Source organism: Micromonospora chalcea (assembly GCF_002926165.1).
Classification (GTDB): domain Bacteria; phylum Actinomycetota; class Actinomycetes; order Mycobacteriales; family Micromonosporaceae; genus Micromonospora; species Micromonospora chalcea.
Genome location: NZ_MAGP01000107.1, coordinates 20559 through 41046, shown reverse-complemented (window position 1 = coordinate 41046; position 20488 = coordinate 20559). Strand labels below are relative to the sequence as shown.

Annotated in this window: 17 protein-coding genes and 1 pseudogene; all 18 read left to right on the top strand. The window is 69.3% G+C overall.

The genetic code is table 11. The features are described 5' to 3' along the window. Positions 1-21: 21 nt before the first annotated feature. Positions 22-408: pseudogene (locus BAW75_RS32875) on the top strand (ATP-binding cassette domain-containing protein); the annotation flags it as partial. A gap of 499 nt (positions 409-907) precedes the next feature. Next, positions 908-1597 carry a hypothetical protein gene (locus BAW75_RS13160; protein ID WP_104113751.1) on the top strand — a complete coding sequence of 230 codons (690 nt, stop codon included), beginning with the start codon at positions 908-910 and terminating at the stop codon, positions 1595-1597. Positions 1598-1913: 316 nt separating this feature from the next. Further along, positions 1914-2462, top strand: coding sequence for a 50S ribosomal protein L10 (rplJ, locus tag BAW75_RS13155; RefSeq protein ID WP_013288643.1), 549 nt, complete (start codon positions 1914-1916; stop codon positions 2460-2462). 54 nt (positions 2463-2516) lie between these two features. Continuing rightward, positions 2517-2906, top strand: a complete 390-nt coding sequence (rplL, locus tag BAW75_RS13150; RefSeq protein WP_043328232.1) for a 50S ribosomal protein L7/L12 — start codon at positions 2517-2519, stop codon at positions 2904-2906. 572 nt (positions 2907-3478) lie between these two features. Further along, a complete protein-coding gene (gene rpoB, locus BAW75_RS13145; protein ID WP_030501613.1) occupies positions 3479-6910 on the top strand; it encodes a DNA-directed RNA polymerase subunit beta in 3432 nt (1143 codons plus the stop codon). A gap of 121 nt (positions 6911-7031) precedes the next feature. After that, positions 7032-10919: a DNA-directed RNA polymerase subunit beta' gene (locus BAW75_RS13140; RefSeq protein WP_043328234.1), complete on the top strand. Its 3888-nt coding sequence runs from the start codon at positions 7032-7034 to the stop codon at positions 10917-10919. 101 nt (positions 10920-11020) lie between these two features. After that, positions 11021-11389, top strand: a complete 369-nt coding sequence (locus BAW75_RS13135; protein WP_030501612.1) for a hypothetical protein — start codon at positions 11021-11023, stop codon at positions 11387-11389. Between the two features lie 331 nt (positions 11390-11720). Beyond that, positions 11721-12092 (top strand): hypothetical protein, encoded by a 372-nt coding sequence (locus BAW75_RS32595; protein WP_176722859.1) that lies wholly within the window; start codon positions 11721-11723, stop codon positions 12090-12092. A gap of 502 nt (positions 12093-12594) precedes the next feature. After that, complete coding sequence (rpsL, locus tag BAW75_RS13125) at positions 12595-12969, top strand: 30S ribosomal protein S12 (protein WP_007465318.1); 375 nt, start codon at positions 12595-12597, stop codon at positions 12967-12969. A 1-nt stretch (position 12970) separates the two neighbouring features. Then, positions 12971-13441, top strand: coding sequence for a 30S ribosomal protein S7 (gene rpsG, locus BAW75_RS13120; protein ID WP_013288637.1), 471 nt, complete (start codon positions 12971-12973; stop codon positions 13439-13441). A gap of 75 nt (positions 13442-13516) precedes the next feature. After that, positions 13517-15613 (top strand): elongation factor G, encoded by a 2097-nt coding sequence (gene fusA, locus BAW75_RS13115; RefSeq protein ID WP_030501610.1) that lies wholly within the window; start codon positions 13517-13519, stop codon positions 15611-15613. A gap of 223 nt (positions 15614-15836) precedes the next feature. Beyond that, positions 15837-17030: an elongation factor Tu gene (gene tuf / locus BAW75_RS13110; RefSeq protein WP_013288635.1), complete on the top strand. Its 1194-nt coding sequence runs from the start codon at positions 15837-15839 to the stop codon at positions 17028-17030. 355 nt (positions 17031-17385) lie between these two features. Then, the gene (rpsJ, locus tag BAW75_RS13105) at positions 17386-17694 is read left to right on the top strand and encodes a 30S ribosomal protein S10 (protein ID WP_007073037.1); all 309 of its coding nucleotides are present in this window, start codon (positions 17386-17388) and stop codon (positions 17692-17694) included. A gap of 11 nt (positions 17695-17705) precedes the next feature. Next, the gene (gene rplC, locus BAW75_RS13100) at positions 17706-18371 is read left to right on the top strand and encodes a 50S ribosomal protein L3 (protein WP_030501609.1); all 666 of its coding nucleotides are present in this window, start codon (positions 17706-17708) and stop codon (positions 18369-18371) included. Beyond that, entirely contained in the window at positions 18368-19033 is a 666-nt protein-coding gene (rplD, locus tag BAW75_RS13095) for a 50S ribosomal protein L4 (protein ID WP_013288633.1), read from the top strand. The genes rplC and rplD overlap by 4 nt, the downstream gene beginning before the upstream one ends. Then, positions 19030-19332, top strand: coding sequence for a 50S ribosomal protein L23 (gene rplW / locus BAW75_RS13090; protein WP_013288632.1), 303 nt, complete (start codon positions 19030-19032; stop codon positions 19330-19332). The genes rplD and rplW overlap by 4 nt, the downstream gene beginning before the upstream one ends. Before the next feature lie 12 nt (positions 19333-19344). Continuing rightward, positions 19345-20184 carry a 50S ribosomal protein L2 gene (gene rplB / locus BAW75_RS13085; protein WP_013288631.1) on the top strand — a complete coding sequence of 280 codons (840 nt, stop codon included), beginning with the start codon at positions 19345-19347 and terminating at the stop codon, positions 20182-20184. Positions 20185-20196: 12 nt separating this feature from the next. After that, complete coding sequence (gene rpsS, locus BAW75_RS13080; protein ID WP_007073032.1) at positions 20197-20478, top strand: 30S ribosomal protein S19; 282 nt, start codon at positions 20197-20199, stop codon at positions 20476-20478. Positions 20479-20488 lie beyond the last annotated feature (10 nt).

Sequence of the window (20488 nt, the reverse complement as noted above, 5' to 3'; positions counted from 1 at the left end):
CCGGTGTGGCAGTCTCGGCGCATGCGGCTCGACGGCGTGTGGTTCCGCTACCACCGGCACGGCCCCTGGGTCCTGCGGCAGGTCGACGTCGCCGTCGGCCCGGGTGAGGTCGCCGTGGTGCTCGGCCGCAACGGGGCCGGAAAGTCCACGTTTCTGCAGCTCACCGCCGGGGTGCTGCGTCCGTCCCGGGGCCGCGTCGCCGACCGGCCACCGGTGGTCGGCTGGGTGCCGGAGCGCTTCCCCGCCGACCAGCCGTTCACCGTCGGGGCCTACCTGACCGCCATGGGCCGCGTCGCCGGCCTGCCCGGTCCCGCCGCCGACCGGGCGGTGCGCCACTGGGTCGAGCGCCTCGGCCTGGCCCGGTTCCACGACGTCCGCCTGCCCCGGCTGTCCAAGGGCACCGCGCAGAAGGTCGGCCTGGCGCAGGCGCTGCTGCGCCCGCCCGGCCTGCTGGTGCTCGACGAGCCGTGGGAGGGGCTGGACGCCGCCGCCCGCGAGGCGGTCCCCGAGATCATCGGCGAGGTGCTGGCCGCCGATGGCGCCGTACTCGTGAGCGACCACCGGGGCGAGACCGTACGGCTGCCCGGTGCCCGGCACTGGTCGGTCACCGACGGCACGGTGACCGAGCAGGCGCCGTCGGGCGGCGCGGCCGTCGCCGTGGTCGAGCTGGCGGTGCCGGCCGCCGGGCTGGCCGCCGCCGTCGCCCGCCTGCGCGCCGACGGCCACCAGATCCTTCGGGTACGCGACCACGCCGTCCCGCCTCCGGCCACGCACCCGGTGCCGGCCTCCGTCGGCCCGTCCGCCGATGACGACTGCCCGGATGCGGACGCGCTATCCGGCCCGGTGGGCCACGTTGACGCCGGGGCCGGGACTCGGGCCGCCCCGGGCCGGCGCCGGAGGTGGCCCGGTGATCGCGCTGGTCCGGCTGCGGCTGGCCGGCTTCCTGCGTACCGGACGGGCGCTGGCGCCGGTGCTGGCCGGCCTGCTCGTCCTGGGCGTCCTCCACGGCGGCGGCCGGGCCCGCCCGGCGGAGGCCTACGGCGTCTCCGCCGTGGTCCTGTTCCCGGTGCTGGCCTGGCAGACCAAGATCCTGCTGGACGTCGAGCCCGACGTGCAGCGCCGGCTGGCCCGGGTGGTGGTCGGGCCGGGCCGGGAGTGGGCGGCCGGGCTGCTCGCCGCGCTGGTGGCCGGGCTCGCCGTGGTGGTGGTCGCGCTGGCGCTGCCGTGGCCGCTCGGCGGGGTGACCGCGGCCGTCGCGCCGGGGGAGCGGCCGGTGCTCGTGGGGGTGGCGCTCGGGCTCTGGGCGCACCTGCTCGCCCTGCCCGCGGCGGTGGCGCTCGGCGCGCTGGCCAGCCGGGCCGTGACCCGCAGCGCCGGCTACGGGGTGGCGGTGCTGGTGACCGGCGCGGTCGGGGTGGTGGTGCTGGGGCTCTCCGGCTCGGTCGCGCCGTGGCTGGCCCCACCGGTCATGGCGACCGCGCGGGAGGTCACCGGGCCGGTCGCCACCGGTGCCGGCCTGCTGCTCACCGGCTGGGCGGCGCTCTGGGCGGCGGTGGCGCTCAGCGGCTACGCCTGGGCCCGCCGCACCCGGGCCTGAGGCGCGGTGACCGGGAGCACCGGGGCGCGATTTGGCGCTGCGGTCCCGGTCGCGTAACCTGGTGCGGTAGTTCCACCCAAAGACCGCTGGTCACCGTGCCCCGGCACGGTCGAAGGTCCCGCGACGACGGGCGACCCGCGCAGGGCGGTAAGCGAAATCGGTGTCATGCATGGTCCGCCGACTGTGCCCGTGCCGCCGGCCCTCGCCCCGTGCGCCCTGCGCCGGGGCTTTTTCGTTGTCGTGATGCCTCCGCCGCCGCCGTCGAGCCTTGGCTCGTCGCCGGCGTACCAGCTCCGAGCAACGAGAGAGGAGGGACATGGCGGACAAGCCGATCCGGGCCGACAAGGCCACGGCCGTCGCCGAGCTGACCGAGAGCTTCCGCAACGCGGGGGCGACCGTGCTCACCGAGTACCGCGGGCTCACGGTTTCGCAGCTCACCCAGCTGCGGCGCTCGCTCGGCAAGGAGACCAGCTACACGGTCGCGAAGAACACGCTTGCCAAGCGTGCCGCGGCCGATGCGGGCATCTCCGGCCTCGACGAGCTGTTCTCCGGTCCTACCGCGCTGACTTTCGTTTCGGGCGACGTCGTCGAGGCGGCGAAGGGGCTTCGCGACTTCGCGAAGGCCAACCCGAAGCTCGTCATCAAGGGCGGTGTCTTCGAGGGCAAGGCCATTTCCGCGGCCGAGGTCACGAAGCTCGCCGACCTGGAGTCCCGCGAGGTGCTGCTGGCCAAGCTGGCCGGCGCGATGAAGGGCAACCTGAGCAAGGCCGCGGCCCTGTTCCAGGCGCCGCTCTCCAAGGCCGCCCGCGCGGCGGCCGCCCTGGCGGACAAGAAGCGCGAGCAGGAGGGCGCCGAGGCGGCCTGAGGCCCTCCCGGCGCACCACGTTCTTAGTTTTCATTGCGAGAAAGGACGCCAGACATGGCGAAGCTCAGCACCGACGAGCTGCTCGACGCGTTCAAGGAGATGACGCTGATCGAGCTCTCCGAGTTCGTGAAGCAGTTCGAGGAGACCTTCGAGGTCACCGCCGCCGCTCCGGTCGCCGTGGCCGCGGGCGCCCCGGCCGCCGGCGGCGCTGCCGCCCCGGCCGAGGAGGAGAAGGACGAGTTCGACGTCATCCTCGACGCCGACGGTGGCAAGAAGATCCAGGTCATCAAGGTCGTGCGTGAGCTGACCGGCCTGGGCCTCAAGGAGGCCAAGGACCTGGTCGAGGCCGCGCCGAAGGCCGTCCTGGAGAAGGTCAACAAGGAGACCGCCGAGAAGGCCAAGGCCAAGCTCGAGGGCGAGGGCGCCAAGGTCACCATGAAGTGACCTTGCTCCACCTGACGCGCGTCCGGCTCACGTGAGCCGGGGCACACCGCGTCGCGGCGGGCGGTGATCCGGAATCGGATCGCCGCCCGCCGTGTTGGTGGTCCCGGACGGCAGCGGTGTGAGCAGGGCGTACGACGGCCCGTGTGCCGGCTGGTCAGTGGCGTCTGTCGGTAGCCCGTCGGTGGGAAAGACACCCCGACCGGTAACCGGCCCTTGACGCGGCACCGGCCTGCCAGGCACGCTGACATCAGCAAGACTTTCCGCGCTTGCAACGGCCGCCACTCGGGTAATGGCAACGGCAGCACCGCCGCCGCGGCACCCGAGCGGACCGGCAGGAGCGTCGCGTTCCGAGCGGCCCGGACGACCCGGTTTTCCGAGGTCCCAGGGCTTGTTCCGCGACGACCTGCGGGGTGGGCTGGACAGCGGTTAGCCTCTCGGCTACACTGCTAGTTTGCGCTGCCTTCCGACTTGACCCCTGCTCGGAAATGTCCGTTTACGGATAATTCTGGTGGGGTCATTGGAGTGCACGCGTACCAGCCGTTCTGCAGCACCGGTCCTCGGAAGGACGCATCTTGGCAGCTTCCCGCCCTGCGAAGACCAGTCGTACGTCGAGCGCATTCGCGCCCCGCCGAGTTTCTTTCGGTCGGATCACCGAACACCTCGAGGTCCCCAACCTCCTCGCCATCCAGAACGAGTCCTTCGACTGGCTCGTCGGCAACGAGGCTTGGCAGGGCCGGTCGGCGGACGACCCGCACGCACGCTCGGGTCTCGCGGAGATCCTCGACGAGATCAGTCCCATTGAGGACTTCTCCGGCACCATGTCGCTCTCCTTCTCGGCTCCGCGCTTCGACGAGGTCAAGGCCTCGATCGAGGAGTGCAAGGAGAAGGACCTCACCTACTGCGCGCCGCTGTTCGTGACCGCGGAGTTCACCAACAACACCACTGGCGAGATCAAGAGCCAGACCGTGTTCATGGGTGACTTCCCGATGATGACGCCGAAGGGCACCTTCATCATCAACGGCACCGAGCGCGTCGTGGTCAGCCAGCTCGTCCGCTCGCCGGGCGTGTACTTCGACAAGCAGCCGGACAAGACCTCCGACCGCGACCTCTCCAGCGTCAAGGTCATCCCGAGCCGGGGTGCCTGGCTGGAGTTCGACATCGACAAGCGCGACACGGTCGGCGTTCGCATCGACCGCAAGCGCCGCCAGGCCGTCACCGTCCTGCTCAAGGCCATCGGGTGGTCCGCCGAGCGCATCCGTGAGAAGTTCGGCTGGTCCGAGCTCATGATGACCACGCTCGAGAAGGACCACATCGCCGGCCAGGACGAGGCCCTGCTCGACATCTACCGGAAGCTCCGCCCCGGCGAGCCGCCGACCCGTGAGAACGCCCAGACCCTGCTCGACAACCTCTTCTTCAACCCGAAGCGGTACGACGTCGCCAAGGTCGGGCGCTACAAGTTCAACAAGAAGCTCGAGCTGGACGTGCCGATCACCACCGGCACGCTCACCGAGGACGACATCGTCGCCACCGTGGAATACCTCTGCCGGCTGCACGCCGGTGAGGAGGGCTACGAGGCCGACGACATCGACCACTTCGGCAACCGTCGCCTGCGTACCGTGGGCGAGCTGATCCAGAACCAGGTCCGGGTGGGTCTCTCCCGGATGGAGCGGGTCGTCCGCGAGCGGATGACCACCCAGGACGTCGAGGCGATCACGCCGCAGACCCTGATCAACATCCGCCCGGTGGTGGCGGCGATCAAGGAGTTCTTCGGCACGTCGCAGCTGTCCCAGTTCATGGACCAGACCAACCCGCTGGCGGGCCTGACCCACCGGCGCCGGCTGAGCGCGCTCGGCCCTGGTGGTCTGTCCCGTGAGCGGGCCGGCTTCGAGGTCCGGGACGTGCACCCGTCCCACTACGGCCGGATGTGCCCGATCGAGACGCCGGAAGGCCCGAACATCGGCCTGATCGGCGCGCTCTCCACGTTCGCCCGGGTCAACCCGTTCGGCTTCATCGAGACGCCGTACCGGAAGGTCATCGACGGCCGGGTCACCGACCAGATCGACTACCTGACCGCGGACGAGGAGGACCGGTTCGTCAAGGCGCAGGCCAACGCCCCGCTGAAGTCGGACGGCACCTTCGCCGAGGACCGCGTCCTGGTCCGCCGTAAGGGCGGCGAGACCGAGGACGTCGCGCCGGGCGCCGTGGACTACATGGACGTGTCGCCGCGGCAGATGACCTCGGTCGCCACCGCGATGATCCCGTTCCTGGAGCACGACGACGCCAACCGCGCGCTCATGGGCGCGAACATGCAGCGTCAGGCGGTGCCGCTGGTCAAGGCCGAGGCCCCGCTCGTCGGTACGGGCATGGAGTACCGCGCCGCGGTCGACGCCGGTGACGTGGTCGTCGCCGAGGTCGGCGGTGTGGTCGAGGACCTCTGCGCGGACTACATCACGGTCCACCAGGACGACGGCCACCGCCGGACGTACCTGCTGCACAAGTTCCGCCGCTCCAACGCCGGCTCCTGCGTCAACCAGAAGCCGGTCGTCTTCGAGGGCGACCGCGTCGAGGCCGGTCAGGTCATCGCCGACGGTCCGTGCACCGACGAGGGCGAGATGGCGCTCGGACGCAACCTGCTGGTGGCGTTCATGTGCTGGGAGGGCCACAACTACGAGGACGCGATCATCCTGTCGCAGCGCCTCGTGCAGCAGGACGTGCTCACCTCGATCCACATCGAGGAGCACGAGGTCGACGCCCGGGACACCAAGCTCGGCCCGGAGGAGATCACCCGCGACATCCCGAACGTCAGCGAGGAGATGCTCGCCGACCTCGACGAGCGCGGCATCATCCGGATCGGCGCCGAGGTCGTCCCCGGCGACATCCTGGTCGGCAAGGTCACCCCGAAGGGTGAGACCGAGCTGACCCCCGAGGAGCGGCTGCTCCGCGCGATCTTCGGCGAGAAGGCGCGCGAGGTCCGGGACACCTCGCTGAAGGTGCCGCACGGCGAGACCGGCACGGTCATCGGTGTGCGTACCTTCTCCCGCGAGGACGGCGACGAGCTGCCCCCGGGCGTGAACGAGCTGGTCCGGGTCTACGTGGCCCAGAAGCGCAAGATCCAGGACGGTGACAAGCTCGCGGGCCGCCACGGCAACAAGGGCGTCATCTCCAAGATCCTGCCGATCGAGGACATGCCGTTCCTGGAGGACGGGACCCCGGTCGACATCGTGCTGAACCCGCTCGGTGTGCCGTCCCGGATGAACATCGGCCAGGTCCTGGAGACCCACCTCGGGTGGGTGGCCAAGACCGGCTGGAGCGTGGACGGCGACGACGAGGAGTGGAAGCGCCAGCTCCGCTCGATCAACGCGCACGAGTCCGAGCCGGACACCAACGTGGCCACGCCGGTCTTCGACGGTGCCCGCGAGGAGGAGATCTCCGGTCTGCTGGCGTCGACCCTGCCCAACCGGGACGGCAACCAGCTCATCGGGGGCAGCGGCAAGGCGCAGCTGTTCGACGGTCGTTCCGGCGAGCCGCTGCCCGACCCGATCGCGGTCGGCTACGTCTACATCCTGAAGCTCAACCACCTGGTCGACGACAAGATCCACGCCCGGTCGACCGGTCCGTACTCGATGATCACGCAGCAGCCGCTGGGTGGTAAGGCGCAGTTCGGTGGCCAGCGCTTCGGTGAGATGGAGTGCTGGGCCATGCAGGCGTACGGCGCCGCCTACGCCCTGCAGGAGCTGCTGACCATCAAGTCCGACGACGTCCTGGGCCGGGTCAAGGTCTACGAGGCGATCGTCAAGGGCGAGAACATCCCCGAGCCGGGCATCCCGGAGTCGTTCAAGGTGCTGCTCAAGGAGCTGCAGTCGCTGTGCCTCAACGTCGAGGTGCTCTCCAGCGACGGTGTGGCCCTGGAGATGCGCGAGACCGACGACGAGGTGTTCCGGGCGGCGGAGGAGCTGGGCATCGACCTGTCCCGGCGCGAGCCGAGCTCGGTCGAAGAGGTGTAAGTGGTGAGGTCGGGGGGCCGACCGGCCCGCTCTGGGCGGTCAGGCTTGATCCCGACGCGGGCCGGCCGGCCCCCGACCCCGCCCATGATCTAGCTGTAAAGACGACGACATAGGGGACATAGTGCTCGACGTCAACTTCTTCGACGAGCTGCGCATCGGCCTCGCCACCGCTGACGACATCCGTCAGTGGTCCCACGGCGAGGTCAAGAAGCCCGAGACCATCAACTACCGCACCCTCAAGCCGGAGAAGGACGGGCTCTTCTGCGAGAAGATCTTCGGTCCTCAGCGGGACTGGGAGTGCTACTGCGGTAAGTACAAGCGGGTCCGCTTCAAGGGCATCATCTGCGAGCGCTGCGGCGTCGAGGTGACCCGCTCCAAGGTTCGCCGGGAGCGGATGGGTCACATCGAGCTGGCCGCTCCGGTGACCCACATCTGGTACTTCAAGGGCGTGCCGAGCCGGCTGGGCTACCTGCTGGACCTCGCCCCGAAGGACCTCGAAAAGATCATCTACTTCGCCTCGTACGTCGTGACGAGCGTGGACGCCGAGGCGCGTCACCGCGACCTCTCGACCATCGAGAACGAGATCCTGGCCGAGAAGCGGCAGGCGGAGAACAGCCGCGACTCGGAGATCGAGAAGCGGGCCGCCAAGCTGGAGGCCGACCTGGCCGAGCTGGAGGCCGAGGGCGCGAAGGCGGACGTCCGGCGCAAGGTCAAGGAGGGCGGAGAGCGCGAGATGCGCCAGATCCGCGACCGGGCCCAGCGCGAGATCGACCGCCTCGACGAGGTCCTCGACACCTTCCGCAAGCTGGAGCCGAAGCAGCTGGTCACCGACGAGCTGCTCTACCGCGAGCTGCGCGACCGCTTCGGTGAGTACTTCACCGGCAGCATGGGCGCCGAGGCGATCAAGGCCCTGGTCCAGAACATGGACCTGGAGGCCGAGGCGGAGAACCTGCGCGAGACCATCCGCTCCGGCAAGGGCCAGCGGAAGATCCGGGCGCTCAAGCGGCTCAAGGTCGTCGCGGCGTTCCAGAACACCCGGAACTCGCCGCTCGGCATGGTGCTGGACTGCGTCCCGGTCATCCCGCCGGACCTGCGCCCGATGGTGCAGCTCGACGGTGGCCGCTTCGCGACCTCCGACCTGAACGACCTGTACCGGCGTGTGATCAACCGGAACAACCGCCTCAAGCGGCTGATCGACCTCGGCGCGCCCGAGATCATCGTCAACAACGAGAAGCGGATGCTCCAGGAGGCCGTCGACGCGCTGTTCGACAACGGCCGTCGTGGTCGTCCGGTCACCGGCCCCGGTAACCGGCCCCTGAAGTCGCTGTCCGACATGCTCAAGGGCAAGCAGGGCCGGTTCCGCCAGAACCTGCTCGGCAAGCGCGTCGACTACTCCGGCCGTTCGGTCATCGTGGTCGGCCCGAAGCTCAAGCTGCACCAGTGCGGCCTGCCCAAGCAGATGGCGCTGGAGCTGTTCAAGCCGTTCGTGATGAAGCGGCTGGTCGACCTCAACCACGCGCAGAACATCAAGTCCGCCAAGCGGATGGTCGAGCGGCAGCGGCCGGTCGTGTGGGACGTGCTGGAAGAGGTCATCGGCGAGCACCCGGTGCTGCTGAACCGCGCGCCGACCCTGCACCGTCTGGGCATCCAGGCCTTCGAGCCGCAGCTGGTCGAGGGCAAGGCCATCCAGATCCACCCGCTGGTCTGCACCGCGTTCAACGCCGACTTCGACGGTGACCAGATGGCGGTCCACGTGCCGCTCTCCGCCGAGGCCCAGGCCGAGGCGCGGATCCTGATGCTGTCGTCGAACAACATCCTCAAGCCGGCCGACGGCAAGCCGGTCACCATGCCCACCCAGGACATGGTCATCGGTCTCTACCACCTCACCCACCTCACTCCGGGTGGCAAGGGCGAGGGCCGGGCGTTCAGCTCGGACGCCGAGGCGCGGATGGCGTACGACAACGGCGAGCTGCACCTGCAGGCGCCGGTCCGGATCCGGCTGCGCGACGTCGTCGGTGTGGACAACGGCGCCGGCGCCGAGCCGTGGACCGCCCCCGAGGGCTGGACCGAGGGCGAGCCGGTGACCGTGGAGACCACGCTGGGCCGGGTCCTGTTCAACGAGACGCTGCCCCCGGGCTACCGCTTCGTGAACTACGAGATCCGCAAGGGCCAGCTCTCCGCGATCGTCAACGACCTCGCCGAGCGCTTCCCGAAGGTGGCCCTGGCGGCCACCCTGGACGGGCTCAAGGAGGCCGGTTTCCACTGGGCCACCTGGTCCGGCGTCACCATCGGCATGGAGGACGTCATCGCTCCGCCGCGCAAGCGGGAGATCCTGGAGCGGTACGAGAAGGAAGCCGACCGGATCGACAAGCAGTACCAGCGTGGTCTGATGACCGCCGAGGAGCGTCGCGGCGAGCTCATCGAGATCTGGACCAAGGCGACCAACGAGGTCGCCAAGGAGATGGACACCGCGCTGCCGCAGGAGAACCCGCTGTGGAAGATGATCAACTCGGGTGCCCGCGGTAACCTGCTCCAGCTCCGGCAGATCGCGGCGATCCGTGGTCTGGTGGCCAACCCGAAGGGTGAGATCATCCCGCGGCCGATCAAGGCCAGCTACCGGGAGGGTCTGTCCGTGCTGGAGTACTTCATCTCCACGCACGGTGCCCGTAAGGGTCTCGCGGACACCGCCCTGCGTACCGCCGACTCGGGTTACCTGACCCGGCGTCTGGTGGACGTCTCGCAGGACGTCATCATCCGCGAGGAGGACTGCGGCACCGACCGCGCCATCCCGATGCAGGTCGGCGAGCGCATCGACGGCAAGCTGGTCGTGCACGAGCACGCCGAGACCAGCGTGCACGCCCGGACGCTGGCCGACGACATCAAGGGGCCGGACGGCACCGTGGTGGCCCACCGCGGCCAGGACATCAACTCGATCCTGGTGGACGCGATCGTCGCCGCCGGTACCGAGACGGTGCGGGTGCGCAGCGTGCTCACCTGCGAGTCGAAGCTGGGCGTCTGCGGTGCGTGCTACGGCCGCTCGCTGCCGACCGGCAAGACCGTGGACGTCGGCGAGGCGGTCGGCATCATCGCCGCCCAGTCGATCGGTGAGCCGGGTACGCAGCTGACGATGCGTACCTTCCACACCGGTGGTGTCGCGGGTGAGGACATCACCCAGGGTCTGCCCCGTGTCCAGGAGATCTTCGAGGCCCGGGTGCCGAAGGGTAAGGCGCCCATCGCCGACACCCCCGGTCGCATCCGGATCGAGGACGGCGAGCGGTCCCGCAAGATCGTGGTCATCCCGGACGACGGCAGCGACGAGATCGTCTACGACAAGATCTCGAAGCGGGTCCGGCTCCGGGCGCACGACGGCGACCACGTCGAGGTCGGCGAGAAGCTCACCGAGGGCACCATCGACCCGCACGAGCTGCTGCGCATCCTCGGCCCGCGCGCGGTCCAGGTCCACCTGACCCAGGAGGTCCAGGAGGTCTACCGCTCGCAGGGTGTGCTCATCCACGACAAGCACATCGAGATCATCATCCGCCAGATGCTCAAGCGGGTGACGGTGATCGACTCCGGCTCGACCGAGTTCCTGCCGGGTGTGCTGGTCGACCGGGCGCTGTTCGAGTCGGAGAACCGCCGGCTCGTCGGCGAGGGTGGCGAGCCCGCCGCCGGTCGCCCGGTGCTGATGGGTATCACCAAGGCCTCGCTGGCCACCGACTCCTGGCTGTCGGCGGCCTCCTTCCAGGAGACCACCCGGGTGCTGACGGACGCGGCGATCCACGCCCGCAGCGACTCGCTGATCGGCCTCAAGGAGAACGTGATCATCGGTAAGCTCATCCCGGCCGGTACGGGCATCAGCAAGTACCGCAACGTCCGGGTCGAGCCGACCGAGGAGGCGAAGGCCAAGGTCTACTCGATGACCGGCTACCCGGAGACCGACTACGGCTTCGGGCCGGCCAGCGGCCAGGCGGTTCCGCTGGACGACTTCGACTTCGGGTCGTACCGCTAAGCAGTAGGAAACGACGAGGCCCCCGGCAGCAGCCGGGGGCCTCGTCGCGTCCGGGCCGGCTTGCCGGGACCGGGAACCGGTTCCGGGGCATGATGGAGGGCATGACGACAGTGCCCGGGCCGGCGCCCGTCGTGCCGCAGGCGCACCGCCATCCGCACGACCCGGAGCCGGTCCGCTCCACCAAGGCGCGGGCGGTCTTCGCGCTCGGCCTGATCGGCGCGCTCACCGGTCTGTTCATCGGCGGCGCGGTGCCGGCCACGATCGCGCTCACGCTGGCCCGGCAGGCGCGCCGCGAGGCGTACACATCTGGTGGTTATCTCACCGGCGGCGACTGGCTGCGACGCGGCGAGCAGATGGCGCGGACCGGCCTGGTGCTGACCGCGGCGGCGGTGGTGGCGGCGGTGGTGATCGGCGTGGTCCGGTACGCCGACGGCTCGTTCGGCCACGACTTCGCACCGAACTTCGACTGACCGGGCGGGGGAGCGGAGCCGCGCCCGCCCACCCGGCCGTGACCGGCGACGGTAGCCTGGCCGGTGTCCGCCGGGTGGCGGGCGGGTGTGGACAGGAGGAACCGTGACGGAACCGGCCGCGCCGGGAGGCGACCCGAACCGCCCGGGGCCGTATCCGCCGGGTTCCGCGTCCGCGCCGGCGCATCACCCGCACGGGGCGTACCCGGGGAACGCGCCGGGTCACGGCGGCGGGTGGCCGGCGCCGGGAAGCGCGCCCGGCCACGGGGGCTGGGGGCCGGCGTTCCCGCCGCCGCCGGCCGAGGCGCCGCGGCCGCCGAAGCGGGTCGACGCGGTGCCGGGTACGCCGTTCGGGGTGGTCCACCTGGACGTGCCGCCGGTCACCTCGGGGCTCGCCATCGGCTCGTTGATCGCGGGGATCGCCGCGATTCTGGTTTCTCTTCTGGTCTTCTGCTTCGGTATCGCCGGGCCGGACTACGGTGGCGCCTGGGCGGCGGGCGCGTTCACCGTGCTCGGCGCGCTGATCGGGGTCGGCGCGGTGGTCGCCGGGCTGCTGGCCCGGCGGCAGATCCGGCGGCCGGCGCCGCCGCCGGCGGTGCGGTTCACCGGCGCCGGCCTGGCCGTGGCCGGGCTCTCCTGCGGCGGGGTGGGGCTGCTGTTCAGCCTGGTCGGGCTCGGGCTGGCCCTCGTGGTGCAGATCACCTGAGGTCCCCGGTGGGGCCGGTGCGGCCGGTGACCTGCCGCGACCGGTATGTCCGGGTGCCCGGGGGGTGGGCTGTGTCGGGGCCGCCGGGCCGCGCGGCGGACGAGCCGGTACACTTGTCACTGTAGGTGCCCATCATGGGCGCGTCGGCGATCCGGAGACCGGCCCGGCGGACCGCGGCAGCGGTCCTCCCGACCCATCCGTTTTGACCGGCGCGGCTGTGGTAGGTACTCTTTCCCCTTGTGCCCGGGCTCGCCCGGGCAATGCGTGCGTGCGCTGGAACCGGTCAGCCGGTGAATCGCGCGGTCGCACCATCAAGACCAAACAACCCGGTACGACGCGCCAGCGGCCGGCACCGGGACCGTGACTTGGGCGACACGCCCGACCGCGGGTGCTGGGACGCCGTCAGGCGGCCCCGGTTGGAATGTAGGAGAGCCGCCCATCCGGACGGCTGGAGCAGACGGCGCGGTCGCCTCGCAGCGGCCGAAGGGAGCGGAGAAACCCGGTGCCCACCATTCAGCAGTTGGTCCGAAAGGGCCGTCAGGCCAAGACGACCAAGACCAAGACCCCGGCGCTCAAGGGGTCTCCCCAGCGGCGCGGCGTGTGCACCCGCGTGTACACCACCACCCCGAAGAAGCCGAACTCGGCGCTGCGCAAGGTCGCCCGTGTCAAGCTCAGCAGCCAGATCGAGGTGACCGCCTACATCCCGGGCGTCGGCCACAACCTTCAGGAGCACTCGATCGTGCTCGTGCGCGGCGGTCGTGTGAAGGACCTCCCCGGCGTGCGGTACAAGATCGTGCGCGGCTCGCTGGACACCCAGGGTGTCCGCAACCGCAAGCAGGCTCGCAGCCGCTACGGCGCGAAGAAGGAGAAGAGCTGACATGCCGCGTAAGGGACCCGCTCCGCGGAAGCCGCTGGTCGCTGACCCGGTGTACAACTCGCCCCTGGTCACCCAGCTGGTGAACAAGATCCTGCTGCGCGGCAAGCGTCAGCTCGCCGAGCGCATCGTGTACGCCGCCCTGGAGGGCTGCCGCGAGAAGTCCGGCACCGACCCCGTCGTCACGCTCAAGCGCGCGATGGACAACGTCAAGCCGACCCTCGAGGTGCGCAGCCGCCGTGTCGGTGGCGCCACCTACCAGGTTCCGGTCGAGGTCCGGCCGTCCCGCGCGACCACGCTCGGTCTGCGCTGGCTGGTGACCTACTCCCGGGCCCGGCGCGAGAAGACCATGGTCGAGCGGCTGATGAACGAGCTGCTGGACGCGAGCAACGGCCTCGGCGCCGCCGTCAAGCGGCGTGAGGACACGCACAAGATGGCCGAGTCCAACAAGGCCTTCGCGCACTACCGCTGGTAACACCTGAGGTTCCGGCGCCGGCAGGCGCCGGAACCGCCACCAGTTGTGTCGAGACGACGATAAGTAGGGATTGAAGTGGCCGCCGCAGACGCGCTCGCCAACGTACGCAACATCGGCATCATGGCCCACATCGATGCCGGTAAGACCACTACCACCGAGCGAATCCTGTTCTACACCGGCATCACGTACAAGATCGGTGAGGTCCACGAGGGCGCCGCCGTCATGGACTGGATGGAGCAGGAGCAGGAGCGCGGTATCACCATCACTTCCGCCGCCACCAAGTGCGAGTGGAAGGGCCACACGATCCAGATCATCGACACGCCCGGCCACGTCGACTTCACGGTCGAGGTCGAGCGGTCGCTGCGGGTTCTGGACGGTGCGGTCGCGGTCTACGACGGCGTGGCCGGCGTGGAGCCCCAGACGGAGAACGTCTGGCGGCAGGCGGACAAGTACAACGTCCCCCGGATGTGCTTCGTCAACAAGCTCGACCGGACCGGCGCCGACTTCTTCCGCTGCGTGCAGATGATGATCGACCGGCTCAACGCCACCCCGCTGGTGCTCCAGATCCCGATCGGCGCCGAGTCCGACTTCATCGGTGTGGTCGACCTGGTCGAGATGCGTGCGCTCACCTGGCGCGGCGAGACCCAGAAGGGTGAGGACTACGCGGTCGAGGAGATCCCGGCCGACCTCGCCGACTCCGCCGCGGAGTGGCGCGAGAAGCTGATGGAGACCCTCGCCGACGTCGACGACTCGGTGATGGAGAAGTACCTCGAGGGCGAGGAGATCTCGGCCGACGAGATCAAGGCCGCCATCCGCCGGGCCACCATCGCCGGCAAGGCCAACCCGGTCCTCACCGGTACCGCCTTCAAGAACAAGGGCATCCAGCCGATGCTGGACGCGGTCGTCGCGTACCTGCCCTCGCCGCTGGACATCCCGGCGATCGAGGGTACGGCCACCGACGGCGAGACCCCGCTGCAGCGGAAGCCCTCGGTCTCCGAGCCGTTCTCCGGCCTGGCCTTCAAGATCCAGACCGACAAGCACCTCGGCAAGCTGACGTACGTCCGGATCTACTCCGGCACGCTCGAGTCCGGTTCTCAGGTGATCAACTCCACCAAGGACCGCAAGGAGCGGATCGGCAAGATCTACCAGATGCACGCCAACAAGCGGGAGGAGCGCAGCTCCGCCCAGGCCGGCGACATCATCGCGGTGCAGGGTCTGAAGCAGACCACCACCGGTGACACCCTGTGCGACCCGGCGAACCCGGTCATCCTGGAGTCGATGACCTTCCCGGAGCCGGTCATCGAGGTGGCCATCGAGCCGAAGACCAAGGCCGACCAGGAGAAGCTCAGCACCGCCATCCAGCGGCTGGCCGAGGAGGACCCGACCTTCCGCGTCAAGCTGGACGACCAGACCGGTCAGACGGTCATCTCCGGCATGGGCGAGCTGCACCTGGACATCCTGGTCGACCGGATGCGCCGCGAGTTCAACGTCGAGGCGAACATCGGTAAGCCGCAGGTGGCGTACCGCGAGACCATCCGCCGCGCGGTGGAGAAGGTCGAGTACACCCACAAGAAGCAGACCGGTGGCTCCGGCCAGTACGCCCGCGTGATCATCAGCGTGGAGCCGCTGCCGCTCGGCAACGAGGCCCCGACCTACGAGTTCGCCAACGCCGTGACCGGTGGCCGCATCCCCCGGGAGTTCATCCCCTCGGTGGACGCGGGCGCGCAGGACGCCATGCAGTACGGCATCCTCGCCGGCTTCCCCCTGGTGGGCGTCAAGCTCACCCTGGTGGACGGCCAGTACCACGAGGTCGACTCGTCGGAAATGGCGTTCAAGATCGCCGGCTCGATGGCGATGAAGGAGGCGGCCCGCAAGGCCGACCCCGCTCTCCTCGAGCCGATGATGGCCGTTGAAGTCACCACTCCTGAGGAGAACATGGGTGACGTCATCGGCGACCTCAACTCCCGGCGTGGCATCATCCAGGCGATGGAGGAGCGCAGCGGCGCTCGCGTCGTCCGGGCCCTGGTGCCGCTGTCGGAGATGTTCGGCTACGTCGGCGACCTGCGGTCGAAGACCCAGGGCCGGGCTAGCTACAGCATGCAGTTCGACTCCTACGCCGAGGTTCCGAACTCGGTGGCCAAGGAGATCATCGCCAAGGCGACGGGTGAGTGACACTCACCCTCGGCTGATCCGATGACACGAGGGCGGTCGCGGGAGGGTTCTCCCGCCCGCGGCCACCTCGATCGGATTGCGTGAGACCGGGCCTGTAGGCTTCATCGCCGCAGAACCCACAAAAGCTCTCCGGCCTTCCGGCCGGAAAGGCTGTCGACAGAGTCCTAAGCGCCGAACGGCGCGCCGGGGCGAACGAACCAAGAAAGTCCACAGGAGGACACCAGTGGCGAAGGCGAAGTTCGAGCGGACTAAGCCGCACGTCAACATCGGCACCATTGGTCACATCGACCACGGTAAGACGACGCTGACGGCGGCCATCACCAAGGTCCTGCACGACCAGTACCCGGACCTGAACCCGTACACGCCGTTCGACGAGATCGACAAGGCGCCGGAGGAGAAGGCCCGCGGCATCACGATCTCCATCGCGCACGTCGAGTACCAGACCGAGGCGCGTCACTACGCGCACGTCGACTGCCCCGGTCACGCCGACTACATCAAGAACATGATCACCGGTGCCGCGCAGATGGACGGCGCGATCCTGGTGGTGGCGGCGACCGACGGCCCGATGCCGCAGACCCGCGAGCACGTGCTGCTGGCCCGTCAGGTCGGTGTGCCGTACATCGTCGTGGCGCTCAACAAGAGCGACATGGTCGACGACGAGGAGCTCCTGGAGCTCGTCGAGCTCGAGGTCCGTGAGCTGCTCTCCTCGCAGGAGTACCCGGGTGACGACCTGCCGGTCGTCCGGGTCTCGGCGCTGAAGGCCCTGGAGGGTGACCCGGAGTGGACCGGGAAGCTCCTGGACCTGATGAACGCCGTGGACACCGCGATCCCGCAGCCGGAGCGCGAGACCGAGAAGCCGTTCCTCATGCCCATCGAGGACGTCTTCACGATCACCGGTCGCGGCACCGTGGTGACCGGTCGCGCCGAGCGCGGCATCCTCAAGCCGAACGAGGAGGTGGAGATCGTCGGCATCCGTGAGAAGTCGATGAAGACCACCTGCACCGGCATCGAGATGTTCCGCAAGCTGCTCGACGAGGCCCGCGCGGGTGAGAACGTCGGTCTGCTGCTGCGCGGCATCAAGCGCGAGGACGTCGAGCGCGGCATGGTCGTCATCAAGCCGGGCACCACGACCCCGCACACGGAGTTCGAGGCGACGGTCTACATCCTCTCCAAGGAGGAGGGCGGCCGGCACACCCCGTTCTTCCAGAACTACCGCCCGCAGTTCTACTTCCGGACCACGGACGTCACCGGCGTCGTCACGCTGCCCGAGGGCACCGAGATGGTCATGCCGGGCGACAACACCTCGATGACGGTGAAGCTGATCCAGCCCATCGCCATGGAGGAGAACCTGAAGTTCGCGATCCGCGAGGGTGGTCGTACGGTCGGCGCGGGTCGCGTCACCAAGATCATCAAGTGAGCTGGGTAACCCCGATTAGCGTCGCCGCCGGTCGTGCGGCATACTAGTCAGGTTGCGTAACGACAGTCGGTCGCCTGCGTCCGGTTGACGCTGGACCTCCGGGAGTCAGACTGTCTCGCGTAGGGTGGTTGATCGCCATCGGCGGTCAACCACCCTCGCGCGGCGTCCAGGTCGCGGCCCCCGCGATCGGCGCCATGACCCACCGCGTGGTCAGAGAATCGCTCCGGAGTCCCGGGGCGGAGCCTGGCCCACGGGCGCGACACGCCCGACCGCGGGGGTCGGCGGAAGTGGGCCTGTGCCAGCCGGTACAGGCGCCCGCAACACAGCGGCATCGAGAGAAGGAACAGAAGCCACCATGGCGGGACAGAAGATCCGCATCCGGCTCAAGGCCTATGACCACGAGGTCGTCGACTCCTCGGCTCGGAAGATCGTCGAGACGGTGACGCGTACCGGGGCGCAGGTCGCTGGCCCGGTGCCGCTGCCCACGGAGATCAACCGTTTCTGCGTCATCCGCTCGCCGCACAAGTACAAGGACTCGCGCGAGCACTTCGAGATGCGTACGCACAAGCGTCTGATCGACATCATCGACCCGACCCCGAAGACGGTCGACTCGCTCATGCGCCTCGACCTGCCGGCTGGCGTCGACATCGAGATCAAGCTGTAGGGACCGGACAAATGGACAGGCAAGTCAAGGGGATCCTGGGCGCCAAGCTCGGCATGACCCAGGTCTGGGACAACAACAAGGTTGTGCCCGTGACCGTGGTTCAGGCCGGCCCGTGCGTCGTGAGCCAGGTTCGTAGCGCCGACAAGGACGGCTACTCCGCGGTCCAGCTGGCGTACGGGGTCATCGACCCGCGCAAGGTCAAGAAGCCGATCGCCGGGCACTACGCCAAGGCGGACGTCGCGCCGCGCCGGCACATCGTCGAGCTGCGCACCTCCGACGCCGCGGACTACGCGCCCGGCCAGGAGGTCACGGTCGAGGAGTTCCCGGCCGGCGCCGTGATCGACGTGACCGGCAAGACCAAGGGCAAGGGCTACGCCGGCCCGATGAAGCGGCACGGCTTCCACGGTCTGCGCGCCAGCCACGGTGTCGAGCGCAAGCACCGCTCGCCCGGCTCGATCGGCGCCTGCGCGACCCCGGGTCGCGTCTTCAAGGGCACCCGGATGGCGGGCCGGATGGGTGGCGTGCGCTACACCGTCCAGAACCTGACCGTCCAGGCGGTCGACACCGAGAACAACCTCCTGCTCGTCCGCGGCGCCATCCCTGGCCCGAAGGGCGCGCTGGTCCTGGTCCGCACCGCGGCCAAGGCGAAGGTGAAGAAGGGCGGTGCGGCCAAGTGACCACCGTTGACGTGATCAACGTCGAAGGCGCCAAGAGCGGCTCCGTGGAGCTGCCGGCCGACATCTTCGACGCGCAGGCCAACATCGCCCTGATGCACCAGGTCGTGGTGGCCCAGCTCGCGGCGGCCCGCCAGGGCACGCACAAGACGAAGACCCGCGGCGAGGTCTCCGGTGGAGGCAAGAAGCCGTACAAGCAGAAGGGCACCGGTCGTGCCCGCCAGGGCTCGACCCGCGCGCCGCAGTTCGCCGGCGGTGGCGTGGTCCACGGCCCGGTGCCGCGCGACTACAGCCAGCGCACCCCGAAGAAGATGAAGGCCGCCGCCCTGCGTGGCGCCCTCTCCGACCGGGCCCGCGCCGGCCAGGTGCACGTCGTCGAGGCGTTCGTCTCGGGCGAGAAGCCGTCCACCAAGGCGGCCCTGGCCACGCTGACCAAGCTGACCCAGGCCCGTCGGGTCCTGGTCGTGCTGAGCAGCACCGACGAGCTGAACTGGGTGTCGCTGCGGAACCTGCGCAACGCGCGGGACAGCCGGGTGCACCTGATCGAGGCCGGCCAGCTCAACACCTACGACGTGCTGGTGGCCGACGACGTGGTCTTCACCAAGGAGGCCCTGGACGAGTTCCTGGGCGTTCCCGCCGAGACCACCGAGGAGGATGGCAAGTGAGCACGATCGCCGATCCGCGTGACGTCATCGTCGCGCCGGTCGTCTCGGAGAAGAGCTACAGCGAGCTGAACCGCAACTGGTACACCTTCCTGGTGCACCCGGACGCCAACAAGACCGAGATCAAGATCGCTATCCAGCAGATCTTCAACGTCCGCGTCCTGACGGTCAACACGCTCAACCGCGAGGGCAAGCGCAAGCGGACCCGTACCGGGTTCGGCAAGCGCAAGGACACCAAGCGCGCGATGGTGAAGCTGGCTGACGGTGACCGTATCGAGGCCTTCGGCGGCCCGGTCAGCTGAGGGGTGTAGACAATGGCTATCCGTAAGTACAAGCCGACGACGCCGGGCCGGCGTGGCTCGAGCGTTGCCGACTTCGCCGAGATCACCCGGTCGACGCCCGAGAAGTCGCTGCTGGCTCCGCTGCCGAAGAAGGGCGGACGCAACGCCCACGGCCGGATCACCACGCGGCACCACGGCGGCGGTCACAAGCGCCAGTACCGTCTGATCGACTTCAAGCGGGTCGACAAGGACGGCGTGCCGGCGAAGGTCGCCCACATCGAGTACGACCCGAACCGCACCGCGCGCATCGCGCTGCTGCACTACGCCGACGGCGAGAAGCGCTACATCATCGCGCCGAAGGACCTGAAGCAGGGCGACCGCGTCGAGTCCGGTCCGGGCGCCGACATCAAGCCGGGCAACAACCTGCCGCTGCGCAACATCCCGGTCGGTACCACCATCCACAACGTGGAGCTGCGTCCGGGTGGCGGCGCCAAGCTGGCCCGCTCGGCCGGCGTCGGCATCCAGCTGCTCGGCCGTGAGGGCGCGTACGCGACCCTGCGTATGCCGTCCGGTGAGATCCGGCGTGTGGACGTGCGCTGCCGCGCCAGCATCGGCGAGATCGGCAACGCCGACCAGTCGAACATCAACTGGGGCAAGGCCGGCCGTATGCGGTGGAAGGGCAAGCGCCCGACCGTCCGTGGTGTCGCGATGAACCCGGTCGACCACCCGCACGGTGGTGGTGAGGGTAAGACCTCCGGTGGTCGCCACCCGGTCAACCCGCAGGGTAAGCCCGAGGGCCGCACCCGTCGTAAGGGCCAGCCGAGCGACCGGCTGATCGTCCGCCGCCGCTACGCCACGCGTAAGCGCGGCTGAGGGAGATAAGACATGCCTCGCAGCCTGAAGAAGGGCCCGTTCGTCGACGACCACCTGCTCAAGAAGGTGGAGACGCAGAACGACAAGGGCTCGAAGAACGTGATCAAGACCTGGTCGCGCCGCTCGACGATCATCCCGGAGATGCTGGGTCACACGATCGCCGTGCACGACGGACGCAAGCACGTCCCGGTCTTCGTGACCGAGGCCATGGTCGGGCACAAGCTCGGCGAGTTCGCGCTGACCCGCACGTTCAAGGGTCACGAGAAGGACGACCGGAAGAGCCGCCGGCGCTGACGCCGCGGGC